Below are 24,914 nucleotides of genomic sequence, written 5' to 3'. Positions count from 1 at the left end.
TAGTCGCTACCGTCGCTTAAAGCAAACAAGTTGCGTTAAGGAGGAACGGGGCATGTCCTGGACCGTCGGTGAGATCACTGTCCATCGGGTCGACGAGATCGAATTCCCCGCCGAGACCGGACCGTGGCTGCTGCCCGGCGCGACCGCCGAGGTCGTCTCGGGCGAGGACTGGCTGCGGCCGGACTTCGCCGACGGCGGCGCGATCCGCTTGCACAGCCACAGTTTCGCGTTCGAGAAGGACGGGAGGAAAATCCTCGTGGACACCGGGATCGGCAACGGGAAAACCCGCGCCAACCCGGCGTGGCACGACCTCGACACCGGGTACCTGGACGCGCTGGCGGCCGCCGGGTTCGCTCCGGACGAAGTGGACCTGGTGCTGCTCACCCACCTGCACGCCGACCACGTCGGCTGGAACACCCGCGAGCAGGACGGCGAGTGGGTGCCGACGTTCGCCTCCGCCCGGCACGTCACTGCCCGCGCCGAACGGGAGTTCTGGGCGGGCTACGACATGGACGCGCCGCGGCGGCAGATGTTCGAGGATTCCGTGCTGCCGGTGGAGCGCGCGGGGCTGCTGGACCTGGTCGACGTCCCCGCGGACGGCGTGGAAATCGTGTCCGGCGTGCGGTTGCTGCCGACGCCCGGCCACACCCCGGGCCACGTCTCGGTCGAACTGCGCAGCGCCGGCGAGACCGCGCTGATCACCGGGGACGCGGTGCACCATCCCGTGCAGTTCGCGCACCCGGAAATCGGCGCGTCGGTGGACATCGACCCGGCGGCGTCCGAGAAGACCCGCCGCCGCCTCCTCACCGAACTGGCCGACTCGGAAACTCTCGTGCTGGGCACGCACTTCACCCCGCCCACCGGCGGGCACCTGGTCCCGCACGGTTCCGGCTACCGGCTGGTGGAAAAGCCGTGAAGGACTCCTCGCGATATTCCCGCAAGGAGTCCTTCACGGACTTCAGCACAGGTGGCTCGGTGCGCTTCGGCGTTGTCAGTCGCGTCCGAACCGAACACCGCTACGGCCGTACACCTCGAGATCGTCAGTCAACGGGCGCACGAACTTCTTCCACCGTTTTCCCCGCCACCGAACCAAGATCGACCGACTTCGTTTCTTTCGCGAGCAACGAAGCCACGAGCGAAATCAGGCCCATCACCGCCAGGTACGCCCCGATCGCGTATCCGGTGCCGAACTTCGCGTACAACCCGATCGCGATGATCGGAGCGAGCGAACCCGCCAGCACCGACGCCAGGTTGTACGCCAGCGAAACTCCGGAATACCGCACCTCAGTCGGGAAAAGCTCCGCGAAGAACGCTCCGATCACCGAGCTGTACGCGGCGAAGATGAGCAACCCGCCAGCCACCGCGACCATGATCAGGCCGGGGCTCCGCGTGTCGACCAAGGCGAAGAACACGAACGCCCACACTACGGTCGCCACCGAAGCGACCACGTAGATCGGCCGCCGTCCGACCCGGTCGGCCAGCAGGGCGAACAGCGGAATCGTCACGACCGCGCACGCCTGCCCGACCAGCACCGCTGTCAGCCCGACCGAACTGTCCATTTTGAGCACAGTCGTGACGTAAGTGATCACGAACAGCGAGAACAGATAGAACCCGGCGTTCTCGCCGAAACGCGTCGCCGCGGCGAGCAACACGCTACGCCAGTGCTTGCGAATCACCACGCCCGCAGGCAGCCCCTGGGGTTTCGGCGCGTCGTGGAACAGCGGAGTTTCCGCGACGTAAAGCCGCAGCCACAACCCGATCAAAACGAGCACCGCGGAAAGTCCGAACGCGAGCCGCCAGCCCCAGGACAGGAACTGTGCCGACGGCATCGCCGCGCCGAGAACCGCCAGCACACCGGCGGCGAGCAGATTTCCCAGCGGCGGCCCGACATTCGGCCACGAAGACCAGAACGCCCGACGCGCGCTGCCGCCGTGCTCGGACACCAGCAGCACCGCCCCGCCCCATTCGCCGCCGAGCGCAAACCCTTGCACCAGGCGGCAGACAACGAGCAGCAACGGCGCGAGCACGCCGACCGCCTCGTAAGTGGGCAGCAGAGCGATCAAGAAGGTCGAAGCACCCATCAAAAGCAGGCTGGAGATGAGCGTCGACCGCCGTCCCTTGCGGTCGCCGAGGTGGCCGAGCACGACCGCGCCCAGCGGCCGGGCGAGGAATCCGACGGCGTAGGTGGCGAACGCGAGAACCGTGCCGACCAGCGGGTCGTGCGACGGGAAATACAGTTTGTTGAAGACCAAAGTGGACGCGGTGCCGTACAGAAAGAAGTCGTACCATTCGACGGCGGTGCCGGCGAGGCTCGACGCCGCCACCACCCCCAGCCGCGTGTGCGGGCGTTTTCTGTTACGTTCGCGAGAGGTGTCAGGCATTTCGGCTCCTGGAGTCGGAGGGTCCGTGACGCGGATGAAGTGCTGGTGCCGGAAGCCTCGGTGGCTGTTGCCGCAGCCACCGAGGCGTATTCCCCCCTCGGGAACTGCCTCAGAAGAACCAGTGCACGGGCTCGTTGGCCCGGTCGGCGAGGTCCGCGAACCGTCCCCCGTGGAACGCCAGCGGTTCGCCGTCGCGCTCGCACACGCTGCGCACGTGCCCGAACACGACCACGTGGTCGCCGGCGACCAGGTGCCGTTCGACGTCGCATTCGAGGTGCGCGAAGGCGTCCGGGATCACCGGCACGCGGTGCCTGCCCTCGGTCACCTCCAGTCCGGCGAAGTGGTCCTCGCCGCGGCGCGCGAAGCGCAGCGCGAGCTGTTCCTGCCGCGCGGACAGGATGTTGACCGCGAACCGGCCCGCCTCGACGACGGCGTCGGTGCTGCGCGCACCGATCGTCAGGCACACCAGCAGCAGCGGCGGATCCAGCGAAACCGACGTCAGCGAGTTGACGGTCATCCCGTGCGGCACCCCCGCCCCCCGGGTGGTGACCACCGCGACGCCGGTGGCGAAACGCCCCATCGTGCGGCGCATCGTCATCGGGTCGACCTCGGCCTCGGAAGTCGACGGAGTGGTGATCATGGGGTTCTCCCTTGCGGAGGGTCAAGCCGGGTAGCGGACCTCGAATGTGACGACCCCCTCGTCGGTCCGCCACGGGCCGTGCGGCATGCCCGGCGGACGGCAGGCGTACATCCCCGCGGTGAACGTCCGGCCGAGCGTGAGGTCGGTGAACGAGCCCTCGAGAATGTAGACCTCCTCCCAGAAATCGTGTTTCTGCACGCCCATCGGCGTCGAATCGGCACCGGGTTCGTAGCGCAGGATCCGCGTCGCCACCCCGGTTTCCGGGTCCTTGGCGAGAATCCGTTCGGTGATCTTCGGGTCGTCGCCCGGGCACACCGTGAAGGCGACGTCGGTCACCGGGAAGAATTCGTGTTCCGGTTTGTTCATCGGGTGATCGCTCCGTCGAGGTCGTAGCTGGAGAGGAAGGCGTCGATGTCGCCGAGCACGCCGTCGAAACCGTAATTGCGGAAGGCGTAGCCCTTCACCACGAAGGGCGCGCCGGCGTAGAACATCTCGTACTGGTGATGGCGTCCGGCGAATTCGCTGCCGACGACGTCCCAGGCGAGCTTGAACAGCTTCACCCGCTCCTCGGCGGGCGCGGACGGGCTGTAAATGTATTTGTCGATATCGGCACGGGTCTCCGGATTCGTCAGGTCCGCGACGCTGGAGGGCACCTGCAGCACCCCGCCGCCGACCAGGTCGCGCAGGATCGCCAGCAGCCGCGGGTACAGCTCGGCCTGCAGCCCCATCGCGCCGTACACCGCGCGGGAGCCGGGCCGCCACATGCCGTTCTCGTCCGGTTCCGCGGTGTATTCCGCCGCCAGCACCGCGGATTCCACAATGGACGTGAGACTCGCCAGCTCGCCGAGTTTCTCGACCACGCCGGGGAATTTGTCCACCCCGTTGACAGCGGCGACCTTGCGGGCGAGCCCGGCGATGAACTGCGTCTTCACCATGAACCGGATCTGCGCCTGCCAGTTGCCGAACACGTGCGCGCCGGTGTCGAAGAACTGCCGCCGCAACCCCGCGACATCGCGATAGACGAACACCCGCTCCCACGGAATGAAGACGTCGTCGAAGACCACCAGCGCGTCGGTTTCGTCGTAGCGCGAGGTGAGCGGGTAGTCGTATTCACTCGTGGCAGCCGGCGCGTACGGACGGCGGCAGTAGAGTTTAAGCCCTTCTGCGTCAACGGGAACCGCGAAGCCGAGCGCGAAGTCAGCGTCCTCCGGGCCGAGCGGCTTGATGCAGGACACGAAGATCTCGTCGGCCACCGCGCCGCCGGTCGCGAGCATTTGCGCGCCGCGGATCACGATGCCGTCCTCGCGCTCCTCCGCGACCCCCGCCTGGATCAGGTCGCCCTCCCAAGCGTGCGCGGTGGTAGCCCGTGACACCTGCGGCGGAATGATCGCGTACGAGACGTACAGATTCTCCTCCAGCACGCGCTTGTGGTACGCGGCGATGTTGGCGGAAAAGTCCCGCTCCCCTTGCGAAAAGGCCTCCGGGTGCGCGGAAAACGCCGCGACGAAAGCGCCGACGTGGTCCGGGCTGCGCCCGACCCAGCCGTGCGTGTGCCGCGCCCAGACGGTCGCCGCTTCCCGGTACGCCTTCAGGTCTTCCCGGCTGCGCGGCGGCGTGAACAGGCGGTTCACGGTGGACCCGGTCGCCGGGTCGGTGACCGAGATGCCGTTCTCCGGGTCGGCCGCGAGGTCGAACAGTTCCGCGATGGTCTTCGCGATCGGCGCGAACGCCGGGTGATGGGCGACGTCCTCGACCGGCGCGCCGTCGAGATAGATCCGCCGGGGGCCTTTCAGTGCGGCCAGATAGTCGGCTCCGCTGCGCATCACTCGCTCCTCTGTTTCGTTTCGTAAGCGTGGGTCAGGGTCGGGCCGCCGGGCAGCTCCAGGTGGATGCGCCAGTACGCGCCATAGGTGAACTCGCCGCCAAGCAGCGGCAGGGTGCCGCAGTACAGGGCGAAATCGCCGTCGACCGGACCGAGCCGGTCGAGCAGATCCGCCGGATGCCGCAGCGCGGACAGTTCCCCCTTCTGGTACGGACATCCGTCCACACTGGAGTCCGCGACGACGTGGTCCCAGTCCGGAATGGACACTTCGGGACCTAGCTCGGCGACCACCTCCCCGAGCGGCTTCGGACAGGCCGCTTTGGACAGTTCCACGCCGTCCCGCTCCAAGTCGCGGTCGGTGTGGTCGGATCCGACGCCCAGAAAATACCTTCCCTGGTGCCGGATCAGCACCGGCTCGACCTCCCCGGACGTCCCCGGCGCGCTCACGCCGACCACCGGCTCGGTCGTCAGCAATTCCGGATCCAGGCGGTAAAACGCGGGCACCGATTCCGGCCGCGGCACGCCGATCGCCGCCAGTTCGGCGATGTGCTCCTCGACCGCGGCCTCGTCGCTTCCGGTGTATCCGGCCACCACCAGCCGCGCCGGAGTGAAGGCCAGTTCCTCCCCGGTTCCCGCGACGTGCAGGGCAATCGTGCTCATACTCCCGCTCCCGTGAAGTCTGCTGTGGACACCGGCCACCGCCGGTCGGCCAGCACCGGGAACTCCGCCCGTACGGTGTCCACAATGGATTGGTCTATTTCGCAGCGCAGCACTTCCTCGCCCGTGCCCGCCTCGGCCAGCACGGTCCCCCACGGGTCGACGATCCGGCTGGTACCAGCCAAGTCGACGCCGCCGCGCTGGGTGCCGGCCGCGTTGACCGCGATCACCACGACCTGCTCTTCCACCGCACGGCACGAGGTGAACATCCGCCAGTGCTCGCGCCGCGCCGCCGGCCACGCGGCCGGAACCACGACGGTCTTCGCGCCTCGGTCCACCAGCCCGCGCCACAATTCGGGAAATCGCAAGTCGTAACAGGTCGTCGCGCCGATCGGCCCGAGTTCGGTCTCGGCGACGCTGAGGGAATCCCCCGGCGTGAGCAATTCCGCCTCACGCGAGGCATAGCCGAAGACGTGCACCTTGCGATAGGTGTGCGCGATGGTGCCGTCCGGCGCGAGCAACACCGCGGTATTGAACAACCGCCCGGCCTCGTCGCGCTCGACCAGACTGCCGAGATGCACATACGCACCAAGGCTTCGCGCCCACTCGCGCCCCGCCGCGACCGTCGGCCCGTCGAGCGATTCCGCTTCGTCCGGATACGCGTCGAACGAGAAATACCCCGCCGCCCACAACTCGGGCAGCACGACCAGCTCGGCTCCGCGCGCCGCCTCCACCAACCGCCCGGCCCGCACCCGGCGGTCCGCGGCCGTCTCGTCCGGCGGGCTGGCCAGCTGCACCAACGCGACCTTCACAGCCGCTCCCCGACCCGCAACGCCGTCATCGTGCTGGACAAATGCTTCGCCAGCGCTTCGCCTGCCGCGGCCGGCTCGCCGCCCCGCAACGCTTCGACAATCGCCGCGTGCTCAGCCAGCACCGTTTCCGCCCGCGTCTCGCTGCCCGCGACCGCGCGCAGCCCCATCCGGACCTGCCGGTCCCGCAACGATTCGTAGAACTCGGCCAGCACGGGATTCCCGGCACGCCGCACGATCGCCCGGTGGAACGCGCGGTCGAACTCGATGAACCGCACCGGTTCGTCGACCACTTCGCGCTGCTTCGCGAGAACGTCGTCCAGTTCGGCCAGGAAGGCCTCGTCGACGCGCTCGGCGAGCTTGCGGACGCACCAGTCCTCGACCAGCTCGCGCGCCTCCATCACCGCCCGCACCTCCGCGTCGGAGATCGGCGGCACGAACGCGCCCTTCTTCGGCACGATCTCGAGGAACCCCTCGGCCTCGAGCCGCAACAGCGCCTCCCGGACCGGCGTACGCGACGTCCCGGCCGCCTCGGCGACCTCCGACTCGGTGAGGAACGTCCCGCCGTCGCGGGGCAGCTCGGCGATGCGCTGCTTGAGGAACCGATAGGTGACGTCCTGCGCGGATCCGGCCCGCCCAGCCTGTCGTACACTGCTCATGGACAAGATGTATACATCACGCATGGCAGGCGGGCAAGAGGCGTTTGCCGAGGTGGCACCGGTGGGACCGAGCGGGCTCGGCCTTCCGGGGAGGGGTCTCCGGACCTGCGGGGCCACCGGATCGCCTGCTTCGACTCTCCCGGCTGAGCAGCCTTGGTCCTCACCGGGTGGCACTCCTTCCCCGTGCCGACGCCGCGCGGGGAGCGCCCGTGACGGTTGCCGAGCGACTTCTCGCGTCCGGGCAACGTGGTCACCTCGGCCTCACCAGCTAGCCGAAAAGTGCCTTCTTGGCACCATGATCACCTCGGCTTACCGTTCCGGAGTCAGCACGAAACCTGCCAGGAGTGCTCCGTGAACCACTTCGTCATCACGGGCGCGCGCGTCTTCGACGGCGAGAATTCGCTAGGAACCGTGGACGTCGAAGTCGCCGACGGCAAGATCGCCAGCGTCGGAGGCGGTCACCCCGACGGGGTTGAGCTCATCGACGGGTCCGGTGCCACCCTGCTGCCCGGGCTCATCGACGCGCACACCCACACCGGCGCGGAGTCGCTCCGCCAGGCGTTGGCATTCGGGGTCACCACTGAATTCGACATGCTTTCGATGCCGCACCAGATGATTCCGTTGCGCAGCCAGGTCGCCGCGTCGAATGACCTCGCGGACGTGCGTTCTCCGTCCATCGGGCTCACCCCCGCGGGCGGGCATCCGCATCAACTGAGGAAGGGCGAAGGCGACCCGCCGTGGCCGACTGCCACCCGTCCGGACGAGGTAGCGGCGTTTGTCGAGGCCCGGATCGCGGAAGGGGCCGACTACCTCAAGGTGCTGGTGGAGGACGGACGGCTGTTCGGAAGCGACACGCTGCCCCGCCTCGCTCCCGAGTTGGTCGATGCGACGGTTCGCGAGAGTCACCGTCGCGGGAAAATGGTGCTGGCGCACGCGATGACCGCGGAAACCGCCGAGCAGGTCGTCGACGCGGGAGTGGACGGGCTCACTCATCTCTTCTTCGATCGGCCGCCCACCGTGGAGTTGATCGCAAAGGTCGCTGCTGCCGACACGTTCGTCATTCCCACGTTGACGGTGATCGCGTCCATCACCGGCGAGCCCGCCGGTCGACGGCTCGCTGAGGATCGGCGGGTTTATCCCAAGCTGGCTCCAGAATGGCGAGACAACCTGTGCGGCGCGATGGCCACCAGCCCCCGTTCGTACTTCGACTACGCACTGGAAACGTTGGCCGCACTCAAGGAAGCCGGGGTCAGCATCCTCGCGGGCACGGACGCGGCACACCTCGGCGCGCCCGGGATGGCCCACGGAGCGAGCCTGCACGACGAACTGCGCCTCCTGACGACGGCGGGATTCACACCGGCCGAAGCCCTGCGAGCAGCGACCTCCGTCCCAGCGCGGCGCTTCGGACTGACCGACCGAGGCCGCATCAAGCCCGGTCTCCGCGCAGACCTCGTACTGGTCGCCGGCGACCCACGGCCACCATCGGCGACACCCTCTCAATCCGCCGCGTCTGGCGCAACGGCTCCTGACGCGCCTCGTCGGCTGGGCCAGGCCACGCGGTCGCGCACGCCGGATCCGGTGGCGGCAGGTCATGCGCGGTGCCACGCTGCGTCCACGCGATATGCCGCTCACCACGGGACCTTCCGACGACCCCAACGTCCCGACCGCCATGCGGCATCCCGCCGACCGCGCCGCATCCCGATCGCCGCAGAACGGTCCCGTCACTACACAACATTCGATGCGCCACGCAGCATCCCGGCCACTCCGCAACCTACCGATGGCCACCCGGCGTCGCCGCCGCCGCGCAGGATCTCCAGTCAGCGCGCAACATTCGTGCCACCACGCGACCTCGCCGCGATGACAGCGTGCCAACCACCCGCAGGATCCCAGCCGCCACAAAGCATCCCGACAACCATGCGACATCTCGACGACCACGCGACGGCCCCGGCCACAGTGCGGAAACCCGGCGACCACACAGCCTCTCGGCCGACAGGTCACATCCCGACGACCGCGCAGCATCCCAGCCACCACACAGCATCCCGACGACCGCGCAGCATCCCAGCCACCACACAGCATCCCGACGACCAGCCATCACACGACGGCCCACCGACCGGCCAACGCCCGCCACCACACGGCATCCCGACGACCGGCCAACGGCCGCCGCCAGCCGACGACCCGACAACTGGCCAACGGCCGCCGCCAGCCTCCACTCGGCGACCCGACAACTGGCCACCGCCAGCCTCCACTCGGCGACCCAACAACCAGCCACCGCCAGCCTCCACACGACGACCCAACAACCAGCCACCGCCAGCCGCCACACGACGGCCCGACGACCGGCCATCGCCAGTTACTGCGCGGCCGCGGCGATCAACGCCTCCAGCCCCGACGCCTGGGTCCGCCAATCCACCGCGTTCGGCGTGCTGCCATCCCACCGTTCGCCGATCCGGTTGAGCGAGTCACGGTCCCGCGACCAGATCGAATCCGCTTGCTGCCGCACGAAATCCCGGTACTTCTGGTCGCCGATCGCTGACGCTAGATCGCCGAAATAGCGCAGGAAGATGCCCTTGAATTGCTTCTGATTATCATCACAGGAGCCGGTATCACACGATTCTACCAGCACTCTGTCCGAGGTGAGACCGATCATTGCCGCATCTGCCAGTCGGCGGGCGGCATCCACATAGGACTGATCACCGGTCGCTCGCCAGAGTTCGGTGAAGCCGCCGATGGCCAGGCCCTGGTTGTAGGTCCAAACCGTCTGGCCGTTGTTCGCGCAGCCGGAAGTCAGGCCGTCGTTGACCAGGCCGGCCGAGTTGATCAGGCCGCTTCGCAGGTACCAGTCACCGGCCGTGCGGGCGCGCGCGAGCCATTCGGTGTCGCCGTCTAGGCGGCGGTGCAGGGCGGCCGCGAGGCGAAGGTAGAGACCGCTGGTGACGGCATTTTTGTACGTCCGTTCGCGATCCCACCACACTCCCCCGCCGCAGGTGCTGGGGTCCCAGAAACCGTGCACGTAATCGGCGATTTTCGTGGCTTCGGCGAGATACCGGGTGTCGTGCGTACGGTCGTAGGCCGCGAGCCAGGCCAGGCCCCACCATGCGGTGTCGTCGATCGATCGGCTGATGAAGTCGCCGTCGATCGGGTCGGAGCTGCGTGCTCCGGCGGGGAACGCCGCCCGGTTCACGTCGAAAACCCTTGCCAGTACCGGGTCCAGGTCGGGCACTCCGGAATCCGCCAAGGCGGTCACCGCAATTGCCGAATTCCACCAGCTCGACGGCCACCAGGCTCGGTAAATGTCCTGTGACCACAGCAAAGCGTCGACGCCGGCGGCGACTCGAGACGGGACGGGGCGTGCCCACTCGGTGCAGGTGCCCTCTTGGTGAGAGGCTTGCCGGCCGCACGCCCGAACGGCGCCCCCGTTCATCCGTCCGCGTGGATCTCGGGCGGCGAACGTTGCGGTCTGTGTCGCGGTCGCCCCGGCGGGGACACTCGTGCGGCCGAGGGACGAGCCGTCGGGCCAGGTGGCGCCTGCGTCCCACGACCGGTCGAGCCAGGTTTCATCGCCGGGGCCGCCGGAATCGATGCTGGCCCAGGCCATTCCGCGGTCGTCGAAGTGGAGCCGGACGGCTCGACCGAAGATCGTCGCGCCCGGCACCGGCTGGTGGTCGCCGACACCGGGTGGGGAACCGTCGCACGCTGCGGCGCACACGGTCGGGTAGATCCAGGCCGTGCACGCGACCGCTTGTGCGTCTCCGCAGGCCCGGAGCAGGCCGCGGCGGTGGCCGACCGGGTCGGTGAGGTTGTACATGAGCGTGCGGGTGCCGGTCCAGGTGTCCGGAATGCTCGCTTTGCCCAGGAGGCCGTCCCAGGTGCGGCCGCCGTCCCAGGACCGGTCGAGCCACACCGCGTCGCCGGTGCGGCCGTTGTCGATGCTGGCCCAGGCCATTCCGTCCGGATCGGACACGTGCAGCCGCAGCACCCGGCCGTTGATGTCCTTGTCCGGCAAGGGGAAACTCTCCTGCGCTGCCCGCGACGGATCGAGGGTGTCGCACGAGAGCGCGCAGAAAGCGGCGGTGTCCGCGGCCGCGCGCGGGACAGTCAACGAGGCGAACACGAGCAGCAGTACGAGCACGGTCCGCATGGACTCGTCCCCTCGGCCGGGTGAATTTCCGCCCAGAATAAGAACCCGCGCGGGTGCCGGTGAAGCCCCGCGCGAGGTTCTGTCCCGTTCCGGACAGCCGGGTTAACCCGATCAGCCGCCGGTGCTCTGGCGCCGTCCCACCGAACGGCCGATGAAGTACCCGATGATGAGCCCGACGATCAGACCGATCGCGATGAAGAAGATGACGGTGGCGGCGGCGATTTTCCCGACTGTGCCGAGGAACCCCTTGGCCTCGAGATCGGTCGCGATCGCCACGGACTGGGTCAGTGCGTAGTGGGTCATGCCTCACAGGATGGCATCGGGCGCGGTCAGGCGCTCGGGGACGCACCGAGGGCGGGGGATGCGGGCGCGTCGTTCAGTCCTTGACCGGGGTGAGCACGAACCCTTCGTCGTCCTGGTCGTCGACCGGAGCCCGACGCCGCGAGACCCGCGCCGGTTCAGGCTCGCGCGGTGCCTCCTGGGCGGGCTGGGGAGCTTCCGGAACGTCGTCCAGCGCCAACTCGTCTTCGACGGCCGCCGCGACCGCCGGGACGCACCCCGCGCGGACGGCCCGCAGACCCTGCTGCAACGCCAGCGAGCCAGCCTCGGTGCTGAGCCGCGAGATCTCGGCGGCCAGCGCGGCGGGGCCCAGTTCGAGCGCGGACTCGCCGATGTCCAGGTGGACGAGCATGCCGTGCAGGTTCACCGTGACGCTCAATCCCTCGCCACTAGCCGTCGCGCGGATGGCGGCGAGGCCTTCGGACAGGCCCAGCTGATCCGGGATTTCCTCGGCGATCTCGATCAGCTCGTCGATGCCTCGCTCGTCTCCGGCGGGATCGGCTGCCTCGACCAGTGCACGGGACTCGCCCGGAGCCTCGGGACCTTCGCCCGCGAACTGGCCCGAAAGCCCGGCTGCCCCTCGCTCGAACGCGGCGGCTCGCTCCTCGATCACCGGCTGAGCTGGGTGCCCGCCGGGCGCAGGCCGCGCCGCTGCGGCGACCTCCGCACCGCCAGAACCGCTCTCGCCTGCGGCCGCGCGCTGGTCCTCGGCCGGGTTGCCCCAGTTCGCCTCCGTCATCACACCCTCCACGTGTCCGGGGTGGTGTTTTCGGCCCGGTCGGCCAGGCCTTCCTCGGTGCCGAGGCCGAGACGGCTCAGTTCGGCACCGCTGAGACCGCCGGAGCCGCCGAGATCTCCTAGTTCTGCTTCCAGGGCTCGGCGGGCGCGTTCGTTCGCCTCAGCGGCAGCCTCGCGTACCGCGCGCAGGATCGTGTCCGCCAGCCGGGGACCGCCGCCGCGGAGGGCGTCTGCGGTCAGTTCCAGGGTGCGCAGGGCTCCGCCGGGCGCGACCTCGACTGTCACCCCGGCGTGTCGCGCCGTGCCGGTGATGCTCACTGCGGGTGCACCCCGCCGTAGAACTTGTGCAGGTCGCGCGGCAGCGTGTACGTGAGGCGCTCGACCTGGTCGTTCGCGTTGCCCTCGATCGTGGTGATCTTGTTGCCCTCGACTTTTTCGATGATCCCGATGTGGTGGCTCTCGCCCCACGACGGACCGTCGCCGAACAGGATCGTGTCACCCGGGCGGGCGTTGTGCGCGAGCGCGGCGCGGTCGTAGGCGAGGTGGTGGCGCTGGCCCCACTTGTAGACGTCGCCGGTGAAGCCGTACTTCGGGATGTCCACCCCTGCGGAGCGCCACATCGACGTCGCGAAGTACGCGCACCACGGCTGTCCGGTCGGGCCCCATTTGTTCCGGTTGTTCGGGCCCTCGTGGTAGCCGAGGTTGTGCTGCGCGTGGTCGAGGATCTCGTCGACCTTCCTGCTGTGGCTCGCGTGCGTGGACCCGTGGTGCTGCTGGTGCTTTTGGTGCGCTTCGTGCTTTTTATGCTGCTCGTGCTCGCGATGCTCCCCAGGCTTGCCGCGGTGCGTTCCGCCCGGGTCGGCGACGCCGTCGTGGTTCAGGTCCTTCTGCAGCGCGCGCAGCTTCCGGGCCGCCTCTTCCATCTCCGCGCGGGCGTTCTTCAGGTGTCCGCCGGATTCCTTCAGGTACTTGCCCGCCAGGTCGGCCACGTCGCCGATCGCCATCAGCAGCGCGGCCGGGCTTCCGTTGCGCGCCAGGACGTATCCGGCATCGATGATCTTCCGCGCCTTCGCGACGAACTCGTCGATCAGCTTGCCGGTCGCCTGGTGCCGCCCGGCGAGCGCGTCGGTGACCTCGCCGACCACCTTCGCTCCGTGCGTGCTCGCCTGCGCGGTGACCTTGAGATCGCGGCCGAACTTGTCAGTGTCGTGTTCGAAAGCCGGATTCGCCTTGCTGTGCCACGTGTTCAGCAGCGCGTGCGCGGCCTTGCGCTGCGCCTCGTACTGTTCGGTGATCTCGTGCGCCGCCTGCTGCAGCGCGTGCTGCGCGGCCTGCGACTCCGCGGCCTTGCCCTGAAGCTTGCCGTGGTGCGTTTTCATCTCGTCCGCGAACAGCGTCGCGACCCCTGCGGTGTCCAGCACGGATTCCCCCTCAGCCCAGAATGCCCTTGATGTCGTGTTCGCGGATCGCCGCGCCGGCGTCGGCATCGGCGCCCGCGTACGCCTGCCGGGCCCGGAACACCGAAGCGCTCAGCGTGCGCGCGTGCGCCCCGGTGGCGCGCACCTGCGATTCCAGCGAACGGCTGAAATCCCCCAGCGCGTCGGAGAACCCGGTTTCCTGGCCGACCTTCCCGAAGCTGTCCTTGGCGATCCCGGTGACCCGGTGCACCGTCTTCCTGCCGACCGACACCAGTTCGTCCGCGACGTGCTCGGTGGTGCGCTCGTAGGCGAGGAACTGTTCGAGATCGGCCTTGAACCCGCCGTCCTTGCCGCCCTTGCCGTGATGCGGTTTGTGCGTGCGGTGGTCGGCTTTGTGCGGATGATGGCCGTCCTTGCCGTGGTCGCGGGTGACATCCTCGGCGGCCTTGCGCGCGGCGGCGAGATGGCTTTTGTACGCGCCGTTGGTGTAGGTGGACCACGGCTGGAAGCTGGCGCCGTGCCCCGAAATCGCCCAGGCCGCCTTGGCGTTCTCGTCCGCGTTGAACAGTTCGTCGTTGGAGTGCAGATGGAACTCGTGGCGGCGGGCGGGCCCGAGCGAGCCGAGCATGTTGACCTGCCACAGCCCGTACGAGTTGTCCGGCGGGGTCCCGTTGTGCGCACGGGGGTTCCCGCCCGATTCCGCCAGCGCCACCGCGACCGCGGTGGTCAGCGCGTGCCCGCGGAACCCCGCCCGGTACGCGTGCCGGGCGATTTCCTCGGCCGACAACTTGCTCATCTCCTGCCCCCTTCAGCAGGGCGCTTCGCCGCTGCCCTAAGTGAGACGGAACCCTTCGTCTGCCGGTTCCCTAGTCCCCCGAACGGACGACACCCCGCGTCCGAGTTCCTGCATCCGGTCGGCGAGCCACGCGTGGTCCGCGGGCGCGAGGGTGACCCATTTCGTGCCCGCGGACTCGCGCACGACCGCGCCGTACCGGCCCGCCTCCGTGTCGTACCAAGCGACCACCGGCGAACGGCCGCCCGGACCGTTGACCGCGAACTGGCCGTACGCGACGCGCGGCGTGGCGACGAGCGTCGAAATCGCGCGCAGATCGCGACCGGTGAGACCGGCCCGGCCGAGCACTCGCTCGAACGCACCGTGCCCGTGGTCCGCAAACGCTTGCATAGCTTCGGAAAACGCCTCGCGCGGCAATCGCACCGCGTTGCCGGGCCCGGGTTCGGCGGGGCCGATGACGCTCGCCGCGAGCTGCGGGACGTCGTCCGGCAGGCACGGCCGCAGCGCGAGTTCAGCCGCGTCGAGAACCGCCAGCACGCCGAGTTTGCGCCCGGCCGCGGCGAGCGCGCGCAGCGGCGGATCGCGGAACACCAGCAGGTCGACCGAAAACGCCGGTTCGGCCAGCACCGCGAACACCTGGCCGAGCCGCGGATGCAGTTCGTCCTCGTCGTCGAGCAGCCCGGCCGCCGCGAGGCTCTCCGCGACCTGCGCGCCGAGCCGGTCGCGTTCGTCCATGGTCTGCCCGTGCGACGGCACTTCGAGCGGATACGGCGGGGGACCGAGGTCGAAATCCGACCACAGCAGGTCGAATTCCAGATGCGAGAGCGCGATCCCGTCGACCTCGGGCAGATGTCTGGCCATCCCGCCTCACTCGCCCAGCACGGGCGGGTACGCGTCCGGCAGGTCCTCGAGGAAGTCGAAGGCGCTGCCCTTGGTGTAGCGGTTCTGGTGGTCTTCGGAGCCCTCGCCGCGCTGGCCCGCCATCGGCGGGAAGAATCCTCCGGACGTCGGGCTGCCGCCGCGCATGCCAGCCGCGGCCCCGGTCGCACCCGCCGCCCCGGCCGCACCGCCGGCTCCGGCCGAACCACCGCCGAGCAGCCCGCCCGGCGACGCGCTCCCGCTGCCGGCGCCCGCGCCGGAGCCGAGCGCACCGCCTGGTCCGCTGCCGAACGATCCCGGCATTCCGGCTGTCCCGCCCGACGGACCGCTCGCCCCCGGCAGCAGCCCGGAGCCTCCCGCCAGCGCGGACGAAGCCGTGGTCAGGCCCGCGTCCGAGGAACCGGAGGAGGAGCCGGACGAATGCCCGGACGACCCGGAGCGGCGCGACTCGCTCCGCGACCGGCCGTCCGGATCGACGTTCGTGACCGCCGGCGCGTCGGTGAAATGCGGCAGCTTGTCGTGCACGCCCTTGCTCGACGCCTCGTAGCCCTCCATCACGCGGACCGCCTCGGCCTTCGCGTGCGACGCGGCGCGTTTGGCGGGCAGATGGTCGTCGAGGAGCTGATCGACCATCACCGCGCCGCTGGGACCGCTGGCCGCGTTGACGTCGTAGCCGTCGCGGAACTGGTTTTCGGCTGCGTAGAACACCGGTTCGGGCATCTTGTGCTTCGCCGTTTCGACCGCGCTCGTGTAGTGGTCGAGCTTGTCGCCGACCGTGCGCATCGTCTCGCTCGCGCCCGCGCCCCAGGAAGTCAGCTTCGACGCCGACTGCGCCGCGTTCCCGGCCGCGCCGCCGCGCCAGGACAGCAGCAGCTTCTGCACCGTCTTGTGCACCGCGGAGGTCGCCGAGTCGACGTCGTACGCCAGCTTCCCCCATTGGTGCGCGGACGCGCCCATGGCGACCGGGTCCGCGGTCATGATCATGTCGTAGAGCGTGGTGTGCGCCCAGGCGTTCCAGTTGATCTTGCCGAAGGACGCGTCCTTCATGTTCGCCCGCTGGGCGAGCTTCGTGCGCCGCAGGACCCGGCGCTGCGCGGCGGTGGGCGGGTGGTCCTCGCTCCACAGCCGGTGCTTGCGGTGCTTCTCGTACGGCAGCCGTTCGTAGCCCGGTGTCCGGCTCATGCCGGCGTCCCTCCCCCGTCGTCCGCCCGGCGGCCCAGCGCGTCGAGCGAGTCCTTCGCGTCGCTTTCCTGCTGGACGTGCCCCGCGCTCGCCCGGCGGATGGCCTCGCGCAAGGACGACAGCTCGTCGAGGTACTGCTGCAGGATCGCCTGCGCGCCGCCGTCGGCGGACCCGCGCAGGCCGAACGCCTTCCGCAGGTGCGCGGCCACCGGGCTGGTGCCGTCCTTGAGCGGATGCGTGAGCTGCTTCGCCTGTTCGAGGCACGCGGTCAGCTCCTGCTCGCGCTTCTCCAGCTCCGCGTCGGCCGCCGCGATCTCGGCCGGGTCCAGCTCGATGACCCCGGTGTCGGCGACGATCTCGGCGTTGCCCGCCCCCGACGGGTCCCGCACGGAATCCGACGTCTCCGGCCGCCCGGACCGGTGCGTCTCCTTGGCCTGTTTCTTGTGCAGGGCACGGACGTCTGCCCAGTCGGAAACCCGGTGCGAACTCACCCCAGTCCACCTCCCAGCGGGCGTCCTCCTCGGACGCGCGCACCAGTATGTCAGCCAGCCGGACCGCAGGCATCCGGTCCGGGAAAGTCGGCGATGAGACGAGCCCGCCGCGACCGCGGTTCCGCGGGTCACCCGGACGGCGGGTGCGCACCCCGGACGAGCAGTCCGGCGACCGAGCGCGCGGCCGCCGCAGCGTCGTCGCCGAGGTCAGCGGGCAGCGCCCGCTGCAGCCACAGCGTCGCGAACCCGTGCACGAGCGACCAGGCCGCCGCGCCCGCGACCACCGGGTCGACGCTGCCGTCCCGGAACCCGGCGGCCGCCCAGTCCAGCGCCTGGCTGCTGCGCTCCTGCGCGGCCAGCAGGTCCGGATCGTCGCCGCGGAGCAGGTCCGCGCGGAACATCACCTCGAAATGCGCCCGGTGCCCGACCGCGAACGAAACGTAGGCGACGCCGGCCTCGAGCAGGTCCGACGAGGGCGACAGCTCCTCGAGCGTGTCCGCGAGGAGGTCGAATCCCTGCGCGGCCACGGCGGTGAGCAAGCCGGTGCGGTCGCCGAAGTGGTGCGCCGGGGCGGCGTGCGAGACCCCGACCCGGCGGGCGAGGTCGCGCAGGTTGACCGCGGCCGGACCGGATTCGCCGAGCACCTCGACGGCTGCGGTCAGCACCGCCTGCCGCAAGTCGCCGTGGTGGTAACGCCGTGCCATGCCGCGAGTATGCCATGAACTTGTCAGTGACTAGACGAAGCGGCTAGCCTAAGTCTAGTCACTGACAAGATTAACGGAGGGCCCTGCCATGGAACCGCTCGTCACGCTCGTCGCGGTCAGCGTCGTCGCGTTCGTCGTCTGCCTGGTCAGGGGCACGCCCGCCGCTCCGCTGCGGACCGCGGTGCGCACCGGCCTCGCGGCGATGTTCCTGCTCACCGGATTCGTCCACTTCGCGTTCCTGCGCGCGGACCTGGTGGCGATGGTGCCGCCGTGGCTGCCCGCGCCCGGACTGCTCGTCACGCTCACCGGGCTGGCCGAATGGGCGGGCGCGATCGGGCTGCTGGTCCCTCGCCTGAGACTGCTCGCCGCCGGCGGGCTCACCCTGCTCCTCGCGGTGATGTTCCCGGCCAACGTTCATGTGGCGTTGACCGGCGAAAACCTTCCGTGGTGGGACGAGCTGCCGTGGCGCACAGCCATGCAGGCGATCTTCCTCGCGGCGGCCGTGACGGTACTCGTCGGCGAGGTCCGCCGCAGGTCGGCGAAGGGGGAGAGCAGCGGTGACCTGGAGGTCGTGCGTGGCAATGCCGGTTAGAACCGGCATTGCCACGCACGACCCCCGAGTCACACCGAAGTATGCCAAGCGTCGTACCCGTAGATCGCGTCCGCCGCGGCCGAGCTGTTTCCGCTCTCCTTGAGCCAGCTGTTGCCCCGCGAGGCCAGTTGCACTTCGCGGGTCCGGTCCAGCCGGGCGGCCTGGTAGGCCTTCAGCGCGACCTCGGTGTTCGGGTACGCCGCCAGCGCCCGCGACAGCACCACACTGTCCTCGATGGCCATTCCCGCGCCCTGGGCCATGAACGGCATCATCGGGTGGCACGCGTCGCCCAGTAGCGTGACCGGGCCGGATGACCAGTTCGGCAGCGGGTCGCGCACGTACAGCGCCGATTGCAGCACCGAATCGCACGCCGCCAGCAACGCGCGGGCCTCGGGGTGGAAGCCGCGGTACGCCTCGCGCAGTTCGTCGACATCCCCTGGCGTGGTCCAGGATTCGTGCCGCCACTGGCTTTGCCTCGTGGTGGCGAAGACGAACACGTCCTCGCCGCGGTTGAGCGGGAAAGTCACCAGCTGCGTGTCCGGATCCGGGCCCCACCATTTGGTGAAGCAGTCCAGGTTCGGCACGTCCACCGAACCCGCGGGCAGCACCGCGCGGTAGGCGACCACGCCGGTGAACTCCGGGTGTTCCGCGCCGAACAACGCGGTGCGGACGGCCGAGTGGATGCCGTCGGCGCCGATCACGACATCCGCGGAAACCGCCGAAGAACCGAAGTCCAGCGACACCGAGTCCGTTGTGGACAGTCCGGTCAGCTTGTGTCCCAAGTGGACTACGCCGTCGGGCAGCGCGCGTTCCAAGGCGGCCAGCAGGTCCGCGCGGTGCATCGTGAGCTGCGGCGAGCCGTAGCGGCGTTCGGCTTCGTCGCCCATCGGCAGTCGCGACGTTTCCTCGCCGGTGTCCCAGGTGCGGCTGATCCGGTACTTCGGCCGCGCGGCGGTTTCGCGCAGTTCGTCGCCGATGCCGAGGCCGTCGAGGGCGCGGACGGCGTTCGGGGTCAGGTTGATGTCCGCGCCGACGCGGCCGAATCCGGCCGCCTGTTCGTGCACGACCGGGGAGAATCCGGCCTTCCGCAGGGCGACGGCGGCGGCGAGGCCGCCGATCCCGCCGCCGACGATCGCGATTTCCGGCACAGCGAAAGCTCCTTTTAGACAGTGAGGTCGAGCAGGTCGTGGCCCACGACGACCGGGCCGGAGTAGTGCGGGCGGACCCGGCCGAGCCAGCCTTCGTCGTCGAGGCGGGCGGGATCGCACGGGCCGAGGTGCGACAGCGCGACCCGCCTGGCCCCGGCCGCCGCGGCGACCCGGCCGACGTCCGCGGGCGAGGTGTGCGAGGCGGCGAGGAAATCCAGCAGCTTCGGCGAGTAGCCGATGCTGCGGTAGAAATCGGGCTCCATCGCTTCGTGCACCAGCAAGTCGGCGCCCGCGGCCAGCTCGCCGACCGCGTCGCTGCGAGCAGTGTCGCCGGAGAACGCGACGACGCCGTGTTCGGTCTCGAACCGGTAGCCCAGCGCCAGGTGCAGCGGCGGATGCGGGACGGCCCGAGCCGTCACGCGCACCCGGTCGTCTTCGTGCACCACGATTTCCGCACCCGCCGCCGCCGAAAGATCAGTGGCGTGGATGAGCCCGGCCAGCCGCGGCCGGTCGCTGGTCCGCTGGCGCACCGCGACGTCCTGTCCGAACGCGGCGAGATTGCCCGCCACCAGCCCCTCCGTGCCCGCGGCGGGCGGGCCGGGGTCGGTCGGGTCCGGACCGGGGCCGTAGACCCGCACCGGATCGACGACGCCCTGGTTGGCCGGGCCCCAGCCGAGCAGGAAGAGCGTGAACAGCTCGGCGACGTGGTCGGAATGCAGGTGCGTCACGAACACCCCGCCCAGATCGCGCAGGGACAGCTCGGCGGAGACGTACTTGCCGAGCGTCCCGTAGCCCGCGTCGACCAGGTAGACGCGCCCGCCGACCACCACCGCGTTCGCGCAGCCCTGCCTGCCCGGCGCCGGGTACGGCCCGGCCGCCGTGCCGAGCAGGACCACGCGCAGCGCGTCCGTCACGGCGAAACCTCTTCCAGCGTGCGGCCCTTGGTCTCCTCGGCGAAGAACCCGGCCACCAGCGCTCCGACGAAGCAGATCCCGCCGAGCACCAGGAACACCGACGCGAGCCCGCTGCCGCCCGCGTACAGCGCGCCGACCAGGATCGGGCCGAGGATCAGGCCGAACCGGTTCAGCACGCCGCCGAGGCTGACGCCCAGCGCGCGGCTGCGGGTCGGGTACAGCTCCGGCGTGTACAGGTACAGGCAGACGTTCACCGCGAAGTTGAACATCGCCGCGAGCGACGACCACACCAGCAACTGCAACGGGGTTCCGGCGCCGAGCGCGCCCAGCACGACCAGCATCGCGGTCGTCCCGCCCAGGCCCGCGGCCAGCACGACCCGGCGGCCGAGCTTGTCCACGACCAGCGCGGCGATCAGGCAGCCGACGAGACCGGCGACCGACGTGGCGGTGCTGTACCAGAGCGCCTGGCCGATGGAGAGGTGGAACGAACCCTTGTACAGCGTCGGCAGCCACGAGGTGATGCCGTAGTTGGCGAGGTAGCCGACGAACCAGATCGTCCACACCATCAGCGTGCGCCGCCGGTAGCGACCGGCGAACAGGTCGCGGAACGAACTGCGCTTCGAAGGAACCGCTGCCGGTGCCGCGACGGCTTCGGCGGGCGGAGGCAGCGGACGGCCAAGGGATTCCTCGACCCGGCGCTCGATCAGCGCCATCGTCGCCTCGGCCTTCTCGATGTGCCCGTGCGAGGCGAGCCAGCGCGGCGATTCCGGGATCCGCAGCTGCAGCAGCACCGCGGCGAGACCCGGAACGGCGGCCAGCGCGAACAGCGGACGCCAGCCCCAGTGCGGGATGACCCAGGCCGCGACCAGCGCGCCGACCGCGAGCCCGGCTGGGAAGACGATCTCGTACATCAGCACGAAGCGGCCGCGGCGGCGGGCCCGGCTGATCTCCGCGATGTACGCGGCCGCGGTCGGCACTTCACCGCCGATCGCGAGACCTTGGACGAACCGCAGGATCAGGAACGGCAGCAACGCGGTGCACAACGTCATCGCCAAGCTGCACAACGCCGTGACGGCGACGCACAGGGTGATCACCTTGACGCGGCCGATCCGGTCGGCGGCCCAGCCGGACGCGAGCGCGCCGAGCAGCATGCCGATCGAGCCGATGGTCAGCGTCGCGGTGCTGGACGCGGTCGTCATGTGCCATTCGCGGCCGATGACCGGCAGCGTGTAGGCGATCAGCAGCTGGTCGAACGCCTCGAAGAACGTGACGATGCCGATGATCAGGCGAATCGACACCTGCCAGCGCGACATCGGGAGCCGTTCCAGCCGGGCGGCGATGTCCCGCTGGGTCACCTCGGGGGTGGCGGCGATACTCATGGGCCCTCCTCGGAGCCGGAGCGTGCAATCGATCGTAGGGGGTTCAGGCGGCCGGAAATCAAGGCGGCGCTGGACATTGCCGTCGCGGCCGGGCCGGGAGCGGGGGGGTTTGCGCCCCAATGTGGCATTGGGTGCATGTGACGCACCGAATGCCACATTGGGTGCGTCTGACGCACCCAGTGCCACATTGGGGCGGGCTTCGTCACGGACCTGAGGGCGTTGAATCCGGCAGCTCGGCGTCCAGGAACCGGACCAGGTCGTCGGCGGCGGACGGTCCGGCGGGCAGCACGAGCCGGTCGGGTGCGTGCGGGTCGAATCCGGGCGTACCGGGCCACGGTGGCGGCTCGGGTCCGAGTGCGGCGGCGAGGTCCACGCCCGCCAGTTCGGCGAGGTGGGCGGCGGAGCCGAAACCGGCGGCGGCCACGCGGTGGCGCGGCATGCCCAGCCGGGTCCCGAGGTAATCGAGCGCGCCGGCGAGGTCGGCTTCGAGGTCGGGAAGCGCGAGCGCGGCGAAGGCGGCGTCCGCTTTGTCCGGACCGAAGGTGTGGCCGCCGGTCTCGTAGTAGAACAGCGGCGCGACAGTGACGTATCCGCAGCTCGCGAGCGTGCGGCAGCAGTTCTCGACGGACTCGTCGAGGCCGGCGGCGCCGTGCAGCACCAGCACCGCGCCGCGCACGCGGCCGGGCGGGTGCCGCACCAGCAGCGGCGCGGACGTCCGCACCACCCGGCGGCGGCGGTTCGCGGGTCCGTGCCCGTGATGGTGGACTTCGGCAGCTTCGATGGTGCCTCCCACGTCTGGTCTCCCTCAGCTCTCCGGAACCGGCACCGGCGGCACGAACGGCCGCGGCGTGGCGGGCAAAGCGGTCACGTCGACCTCGATCACCGACGGACCGTGCTGGGCCACCGCTTTCGCCAGCGCGTCGGCGAACTGGCCCGGCTTCGACACCAGCGTGTGCGGCAGGTCCAGCGACTGCGCCAGGCGCGCGAAATCAGGCGTGAACAGGTCGACTCCGGCACGCTGTCCGCGGTGGTGGTCCTGCATGTTGCGCAGCACGCCGTATCCGCCGTCGTTGAACACGACCAGCGCGAGCCACGGCCGTTCCTGGGCCAGCGTGCAGAGTTCGCCGAGGTGCACCGCGAGGCCGCCGTCGCCGACCATCACCACGGTCGGCGCGTCCGGCGTCGCGAGCGCGGCCCCGATGCCGGTGGCGAGGCCCTGACCGATGCCGCCGCCGACCGGGAACACGTTGGTGCGCGGGTCGTGGATGTCCAGCAGCCGGTTGCCCCACTGGCTCGACGGGATGGTGACGTCGCGGGCGATCACGGACTCGGCCGGAAGGCCCTCGCGCAGGGCAGCACAGATCTCCGCGTACGGGCCGATCGCCTCGTTCAGCTTGTCCCGCACCGCTTTCCGGGTCTCGACGACGCGGTCTCGCCAGCCCGGCTCGGTGTTGGTTTCCACAGTGGACAGGTCGGCGAGCACCGTCGCGGCATCGCCTTGCACTCCGACAGTGGCCGGGTAGACGCGGCCCAGCGCGTCGGCGTCGACGTCGATCTGCAGATGCCGTTCGGGCAATGCGAGGTGGTAGTGCTTGGTTTCGTTCGAGCGGAAGTGCGTGCCGATCGAGACGAGCAGGTCGGCGTCGGCGAGGAGCTGGGCCGCCGACTCGTGCGCGGCGAAGTTCCCGACGACCAGTTCGTGGTTCTCCGGCACCGTGCCTCGGCCGGAGTTGCTGGTGAACACTGCCGCGCCGAGCCGTTCCGCGAGCGCACGCACCTCGTCGCGCGCGCTGGTCGCTCCCCCGCCGAGCCAGAACACCGGACGGCGGGCAGCAGCGAGCAGTTCGGCGGCTTCCGCGAGCGCAGCGGCGTCGGGCGGCGGGCTCGGGGTCGGTTCGAGCGAGCCAGTACGGAACTCGTGCCGTGAGTACTGCAGGTCGATCGGCCATTCGACGCTCGCCGGACCGCTCGGCACCGACAGCGCGTGCCGGATCGCCGCACGCAGCGTCTCCTCGGCGGTCTCGACCGACGTGACCGTGGCCGCGTGCTTGGAAATCGCAGTCAGCATGCCGATCTGGTCGCGCGTCTCGTGGATGACGCCGCGTCCGCCGCCGAGGAATTCGGAATCGATCTGACCGGTCACGTGCAGCACGCGGCTGCCCGCCGTGAGGGCCTCGACCAGCGCGCCCGCCGCGTTGCCCGCGCCGGTGCCGGTGCTGGTGATCGCGACGCCGAGGCCGCCGCTGGCCCGGGAGTACCCGTCGGCGGCGTTCACCGCGGCGGCCTCGTGCCGCACGGGCACGAACCGCAGCTGCTGCGCGACTGCTTCCACCAGCGGCAGGTTGTGCACACTCACCACGCCGAAGGCGGTGTCCACTCCGGCTTCGGACAGCAGGCGAACGAGAAGCTCGCCTCCGTGACCGTGATTCATGGGTCCGTCCCTTCTAGACGTAACGGGCAATGCCGCCGCCGACGTCGATCGTCGCGCCGGTCACGTAGGAGGCACGCGGCGAAAGCAGCGTGACGATGGGGAAAGCGACCTCTTCCGCGGTGCCGAGCCTGCCGAGCGGAATGCCGCGGTCGGCCGCCAGCTCCGCCGACCAGTCCACAAAGGACAGCTCGCTGCCGGAGGCCTCGTACCGGCGGCGCCACTGTCCGGTGTCGACCAGGCCGAGACAGACCGAGTTGACTCGCACGCCGTCCTCGGCCAATTCGGTCGCCAGAGTCGTGGAGAGATTGAGCAACGCAGCCCTCGCCGCCGAAGTGGCTGCCAATCGAGGTTCGGGCTGGCGCGCGAGGATCGCGTTCACGTTCACCACAGCCGGATTCGCCGCGGCCCGCAGCCACGGCAACGCGGCCCGGACGACGTGCAGGACCGAGAAGATCTTGAGGTGCAGCTCGTCCCGCCACTGGTCGTCGGTGGTCTCGGCGAGCCGCGCCATCAGCGACCGGCCCGCGTTGTTCACGACCCCGGCCAGGCCGCCCAGCTCGCGGGCGGCATCGGCGACGAAGGTTTCCACCTGTGCCTGGTCGAGCACGTCGCAGGACGCGGTGTACAGCCGGGCACCCTCGGCGCGGGGCAGGTCGGCGAGGGCCTTCTCCAGCCGGACGCCGTCGCGGGCGCAGGCGGCGACGTGCGCACCCTCGGCCAGCAGCGCGGCCGCGGTCGCGAGCCCGACGCCGGAGCTGGCCCCGGTCACGAGCACCGCCGCGCCCTTCAATCCCAAATCCACG

26 protein-coding genes are annotated in these 24,914 nt (G+C 70.0%); 3 read left to right on the top strand and 23 right to left on the bottom strand.

Going from position 1 to position 24,914, the window contains the following annotated elements; translation table 11 throughout:
• The first annotated feature begins 52 nt into the window (after positions 1 to 52).
• A complete protein-coding gene (locus tag ATK30_RS32830; protein WP_101438675.1) occupies positions 53 to 916 on the top strand; it encodes an MBL fold metallo-hydrolase in 864 nt (287 codons plus the stop codon).
• Between the two features lie 124 nt (positions 917 to 1,040).
• On the opposite strand, the gene ATK30_RS32825 is transcribed toward ATK30_RS32830, so the two are convergent.
• From ATK30_RS32825 to ATK30_RS32795, 7 genes are all read right to left on the bottom strand, one after another.
• Positions 1,041 to 2,381 carry an MFS transporter gene (locus ATK30_RS32825; protein WP_101438674.1) on the bottom strand — a complete coding sequence of 447 codons (1,341 nt, stop codon included), beginning with the start codon at positions 2,379 to 2,381 and terminating at the stop codon, positions 1,041 to 1,043.
• A gap of 109 nt (positions 2,382 to 2,490) precedes the next feature.
• Positions 2,491 to 3,021, bottom strand: coding sequence for a flavin reductase family protein (locus ATK30_RS32820; protein ID WP_101438673.1), 531 nt, complete (start codon positions 3,019 to 3,021; stop codon positions 2,491 to 2,493).
• A 21-nt stretch (positions 3,022 to 3,042) separates the two neighbouring features.
• On the bottom strand, positions 3,043 to 3,387 hold the full coding sequence (locus ATK30_RS32815) for a cupin domain-containing protein (protein WP_037814846.1): 345 nt from the start codon (positions 3,385 to 3,387) through the stop codon (positions 3,043 to 3,045).
• Complete coding sequence (locus ATK30_RS32810) at positions 3,384 to 4,844, bottom strand: 4-hydroxyphenylacetate 3-hydroxylase family protein (protein ID WP_101438672.1); 1,461 nt, start codon at positions 4,842 to 4,844, stop codon at positions 3,384 to 3,386. The genes ATK30_RS32815 and ATK30_RS32810 overlap by 4 nt, the downstream gene beginning before the upstream one ends.
• Positions 4,844 to 5,503 (bottom strand): DUF2848 family protein, encoded by a 660-nt coding sequence (locus ATK30_RS32805; protein ID WP_167442041.1) that lies wholly within the window; start codon positions 5,501 to 5,503, stop codon positions 4,844 to 4,846. The genes ATK30_RS32810 and ATK30_RS32805 overlap by 1 nt, the downstream gene beginning before the upstream one ends.
• A complete protein-coding gene (locus ATK30_RS32800; protein ID WP_101438670.1) occupies positions 5,500 to 6,312 on the bottom strand; it encodes a carbon-nitrogen family hydrolase in 813 nt (270 codons plus the stop codon). The genes ATK30_RS32805 and ATK30_RS32800 overlap by 4 nt, the downstream gene beginning before the upstream one ends.
• Positions 6,309 to 6,968 (bottom strand): GntR family transcriptional regulator, encoded by a 660-nt coding sequence (locus tag ATK30_RS32795; protein WP_101438669.1) that lies wholly within the window; start codon positions 6,966 to 6,968, stop codon positions 6,309 to 6,311. The genes ATK30_RS32800 and ATK30_RS32795 overlap by 4 nt, the downstream gene beginning before the upstream one ends.
• A gap of 351 nt (positions 6,969 to 7,319) precedes the next feature.
• Here ATK30_RS32795 and ATK30_RS32790 point away from each other — a divergent pair, with 351 nt between their 5' ends.
• The gene (locus tag ATK30_RS32790; protein WP_101438668.1) at positions 7,320 to 9,419 is read left to right on the top strand and encodes an amidohydrolase family protein; all 2,100 of its coding nucleotides are present in this window, start codon (positions 7,320 to 7,322) and stop codon (positions 9,417 to 9,419) included.
• Here ATK30_RS32790 and ATK30_RS32785 read toward each other — a convergent pair.
• The 10 genes from ATK30_RS32785 to ATK30_RS32740 all read right to left on the bottom strand — a co-directional run bounded on the left by ATK30_RS32785 (position 9,316) and on the right by ATK30_RS32740 (position 17,647).
• On the bottom strand, positions 9,316 to 11,103 hold the full coding sequence (locus ATK30_RS32785; RefSeq protein ID WP_101438667.1) for a glycoside hydrolase family 76 protein: 1,788 nt from the start codon (positions 11,101 to 11,103) through the stop codon (positions 9,316 to 9,318). The genes ATK30_RS32790 and ATK30_RS32785 overlap by 104 nt on opposite strands.
• Before the next feature lie 111 nt (positions 11,104 to 11,214).
• Positions 11,215 to 11,406: a hypothetical protein gene (locus ATK30_RS32780; protein ID WP_101438666.1), complete on the bottom strand. Its 192-nt coding sequence runs from the start codon at positions 11,404 to 11,406 to the stop codon at positions 11,215 to 11,217.
• A gap of 73 nt (positions 11,407 to 11,479) precedes the next feature.
• Complete coding sequence (locus tag ATK30_RS32775; RefSeq protein ID WP_220817332.1) at positions 11,480 to 12,181, bottom strand: hypothetical protein; 702 nt, start codon at positions 12,179 to 12,181, stop codon at positions 11,480 to 11,482.
• Positions 12,181 to 12,498: a YbaB/EbfC family nucleoid-associated protein gene (locus tag ATK30_RS32770; protein ID WP_101438665.1), complete on the bottom strand. Its 318-nt coding sequence runs from the start codon at positions 12,496 to 12,498 to the stop codon at positions 12,181 to 12,183. Before ATK30_RS32770 ends, ATK30_RS32775 begins: the two co-directional genes overlap by 1 nt.
• Positions 12,495 to 13,601, bottom strand: coding sequence for a CHAP domain-containing protein (locus ATK30_RS32765; RefSeq protein WP_101438664.1), 1,107 nt, complete (start codon positions 13,599 to 13,601; stop codon positions 12,495 to 12,497). The genes ATK30_RS32770 and ATK30_RS32765 overlap by 4 nt, the downstream gene beginning before the upstream one ends.
• 10 nt (positions 13,602 to 13,611) lie before the next feature.
• A complete protein-coding gene (locus ATK30_RS32760) occupies positions 13,612 to 14,394 on the bottom strand; it encodes a transglycosylase SLT domain-containing protein (RefSeq protein ID WP_101438663.1) in 783 nt (260 codons plus the stop codon).
• A gap of 36 nt (positions 14,395 to 14,430) precedes the next feature.
• Complete coding sequence (locus ATK30_RS32755) at positions 14,431 to 15,252, bottom strand: ESX secretion-associated protein EspG (protein ID WP_101438662.1); 822 nt, start codon at positions 15,250 to 15,252, stop codon at positions 14,431 to 14,433.
• Between the two features lie 6 nt (positions 15,253 to 15,258).
• Positions 15,259 to 16,452, bottom strand: a complete 1,194-nt coding sequence (locus ATK30_RS32750; protein WP_101438661.1) for a WXG100 family type VII secretion target — start codon at positions 16,450 to 16,452, stop codon at positions 15,259 to 15,261.
• Entirely contained in the window at positions 16,449 to 16,943 is a 495-nt protein-coding gene (locus ATK30_RS32745) for a hypothetical protein (protein WP_043840253.1), read from the bottom strand. The genes ATK30_RS32750 and ATK30_RS32745 overlap by 4 nt, the downstream gene beginning before the upstream one ends.
• A gap of 128 nt (positions 16,944 to 17,071) precedes the next feature.
• Positions 17,072 to 17,647: a TetR/AcrR family transcriptional regulator gene (locus tag ATK30_RS32740; protein ID WP_101438660.1), complete on the bottom strand. Its 576-nt coding sequence runs from the start codon at positions 17,645 to 17,647 to the stop codon at positions 17,072 to 17,074.
• A gap of 88 nt (positions 17,648 to 17,735) precedes the next feature.
• Here ATK30_RS32740 and ATK30_RS32735 point away from each other — a divergent pair, with 88 nt between their 5' ends.
• Positions 17,736 to 18,239: a DoxX family protein gene (locus tag ATK30_RS32735; RefSeq protein WP_043840256.1), complete on the top strand. Its 504-nt coding sequence runs from the start codon at positions 17,736 to 17,738 to the stop codon at positions 18,237 to 18,239.
• Positions 18,240 to 18,268: 29 nt separating this feature from the next.
• On the opposite strand, the gene ATK30_RS32730 is transcribed toward ATK30_RS32735, so the two are convergent.
• The 6 genes from ATK30_RS32730 to ATK30_RS32705 all read right to left on the bottom strand — a co-directional run bounded on the left by ATK30_RS32730 (position 18,269) and on the right by ATK30_RS32705 (position 24,913).
• Complete coding sequence (locus ATK30_RS32730; protein ID WP_101438659.1) at positions 18,269 to 19,387, bottom strand: FAD-dependent monooxygenase; 1,119 nt, start codon at positions 19,385 to 19,387, stop codon at positions 18,269 to 18,271.
• Between the two features lie 14 nt (positions 19,388 to 19,401).
• Positions 19,402 to 20,301, bottom strand: a complete 900-nt coding sequence (locus tag ATK30_RS32725) for an MBL fold metallo-hydrolase (protein WP_244194799.1) — start codon at positions 20,299 to 20,301, stop codon at positions 19,402 to 19,404.
• On the bottom strand, positions 20,298 to 21,680 hold the full coding sequence (locus ATK30_RS32720) for an MFS transporter (RefSeq protein WP_101438658.1): 1,383 nt from the start codon (positions 21,678 to 21,680) through the stop codon (positions 20,298 to 20,300). The genes ATK30_RS32725 and ATK30_RS32720 overlap by 4 nt, the downstream gene beginning before the upstream one ends.
• A gap of 202 nt (positions 21,681 to 21,882) precedes the next feature.
• Positions 21,883 to 22,473 carry a dienelactone hydrolase family protein gene (locus tag ATK30_RS32715; protein WP_101438657.1) on the bottom strand — a complete coding sequence of 197 codons (591 nt, stop codon included), beginning with the start codon at positions 22,471 to 22,473 and terminating at the stop codon, positions 21,883 to 21,885.
• Positions 22,474 to 22,485: 12 nt separating this feature from the next.
• A complete protein-coding gene (locus ATK30_RS32710) occupies positions 22,486 to 24,111 on the bottom strand; it encodes a thiamine pyrophosphate-binding protein (RefSeq protein WP_101438656.1) in 1,626 nt (541 codons plus the stop codon).
• 13 nt (positions 24,112 to 24,124) lie between these two features.
• Complete coding sequence (locus tag ATK30_RS32705) at positions 24,125 to 24,913, bottom strand: SDR family oxidoreductase (RefSeq protein ID WP_101438655.1); 789 nt, start codon at positions 24,911 to 24,913, stop codon at positions 24,125 to 24,127.
• Between the last annotated feature and the right edge of the window lies 1 nt (position 24,914).

It is taken from the genome of Amycolatopsis echigonensis (assembly GCF_002846615.1).
In the GTDB taxonomy this organism is placed as follows: domain Bacteria; phylum Actinomycetota; class Actinomycetes; order Mycobacteriales; family Pseudonocardiaceae; genus Amycolatopsis; species Amycolatopsis echigonensis.
The sequence above is the reverse complement of the archived record's forward strand: the minus strand, read 5'-3'. Positions and strand labels throughout refer to the sequence as shown.

Bases quoted from the DNA above. Each gene is read 5' to 3' on its own strand.
- ATK30_RS32740 (WP_101438660.1), bottom strand. From the start codon at position 17,647: ATGGCACGGCGTTACCACCACGGCGACTTGCGGCAGGCGGTGCTGACC.
- ATK30_RS32820 (WP_101438673.1), bottom strand. From the start codon at position 3,021: ATGATCACCACTCCGTCGACTTCCGAGGCCGAGGTCGACCCGATGACG.
- ATK30_RS32755 (WP_101438662.1), bottom strand. From the start codon at position 15,252: ATGGCCAGACATCTGCCCGAGGTCGACGGGATCGCGCTCTCGCATCTG.
- ATK30_RS32760 (WP_101438663.1), bottom strand. From the start codon at position 14,394: ATGAGCAAGTTGTCGGCCGAGGAAATCGCCCGGCACGCGTACCGGGCG.
- ATK30_RS32750 (WP_101438661.1), bottom strand. From the start codon at position 16,452: ATGAGCCGGACACCGGGCTACGAACGGCTGCCGTACGAGAAGCACCGC.
- ATK30_RS32795 (WP_101438669.1), bottom strand. From the start codon at position 6,968: ATGAGCAGTGTACGACAGGCTGGGCGGGCCGGATCCGCGCAGGACGTC.
- ATK30_RS32810 (WP_101438672.1), bottom strand. From the start codon at position 4,844: ATGCGCAGCGGAGCCGACTATCTGGCCGCACTGAAAGGCCCCCGGCGG.
- ATK30_RS32710 (WP_101438656.1), bottom strand. From the start codon at position 24,111: ATGAATCACGGTCACGGAGGCGAGCTTCTCGTTCGCCTGCTGTCCGAA.
- ATK30_RS32785 (WP_101438667.1), bottom strand. From the start codon at position 11,103: ATGCGGACCGTGCTCGTACTGCTGCTCGTGTTCGCCTCGTTGACTGTC.
- ATK30_RS32720 (WP_101438658.1), bottom strand. From the start codon at position 21,680: ATGAGTATCGCCGCCACCCCCGAGGTGACCCAGCGGGACATCGCCGCC.
- ATK30_RS32830 (WP_101438675.1), top strand. From the start codon at position 53: ATGTCCTGGACCGTCGGTGAGATCACTGTCCATCGGGTCGACGAGATC.
- ATK30_RS32735 (WP_043840256.1), top strand. From the start codon at position 17,736: ATGGAACCGCTCGTCACGCTCGTCGCGGTCAGCGTCGTCGCGTTCGTC.
- ATK30_RS32805 (WP_167442041.1), bottom strand. From the start codon at position 5,503: ATGAGCACGATTGCCCTGCACGTCGCGGGAACCGGGGAGGAACTGGCC.
- ATK30_RS32780 (WP_101438666.1), bottom strand. From the start codon at position 11,406: ATGACCCACTACGCACTGACCCAGTCCGTGGCGATCGCGACCGATCTC.
- ATK30_RS32775 (WP_220817332.1), bottom strand. From the start codon at position 12,181: ATGACGGAGGCGAACTGGGGCAACCCGGCCGAGGACCAGCGCGCGGCC.
- ATK30_RS32825 (WP_101438674.1), bottom strand. From the start codon at position 2,381: ATGCCTGACACCTCTCGCGAACGTAACAGAAAACGCCCGCACACGCGG.
- ATK30_RS32815 (WP_037814846.1), bottom strand. From the start codon at position 3,387: ATGAACAAACCGGAACACGAATTCTTCCCGGTGACCGACGTCGCCTTC.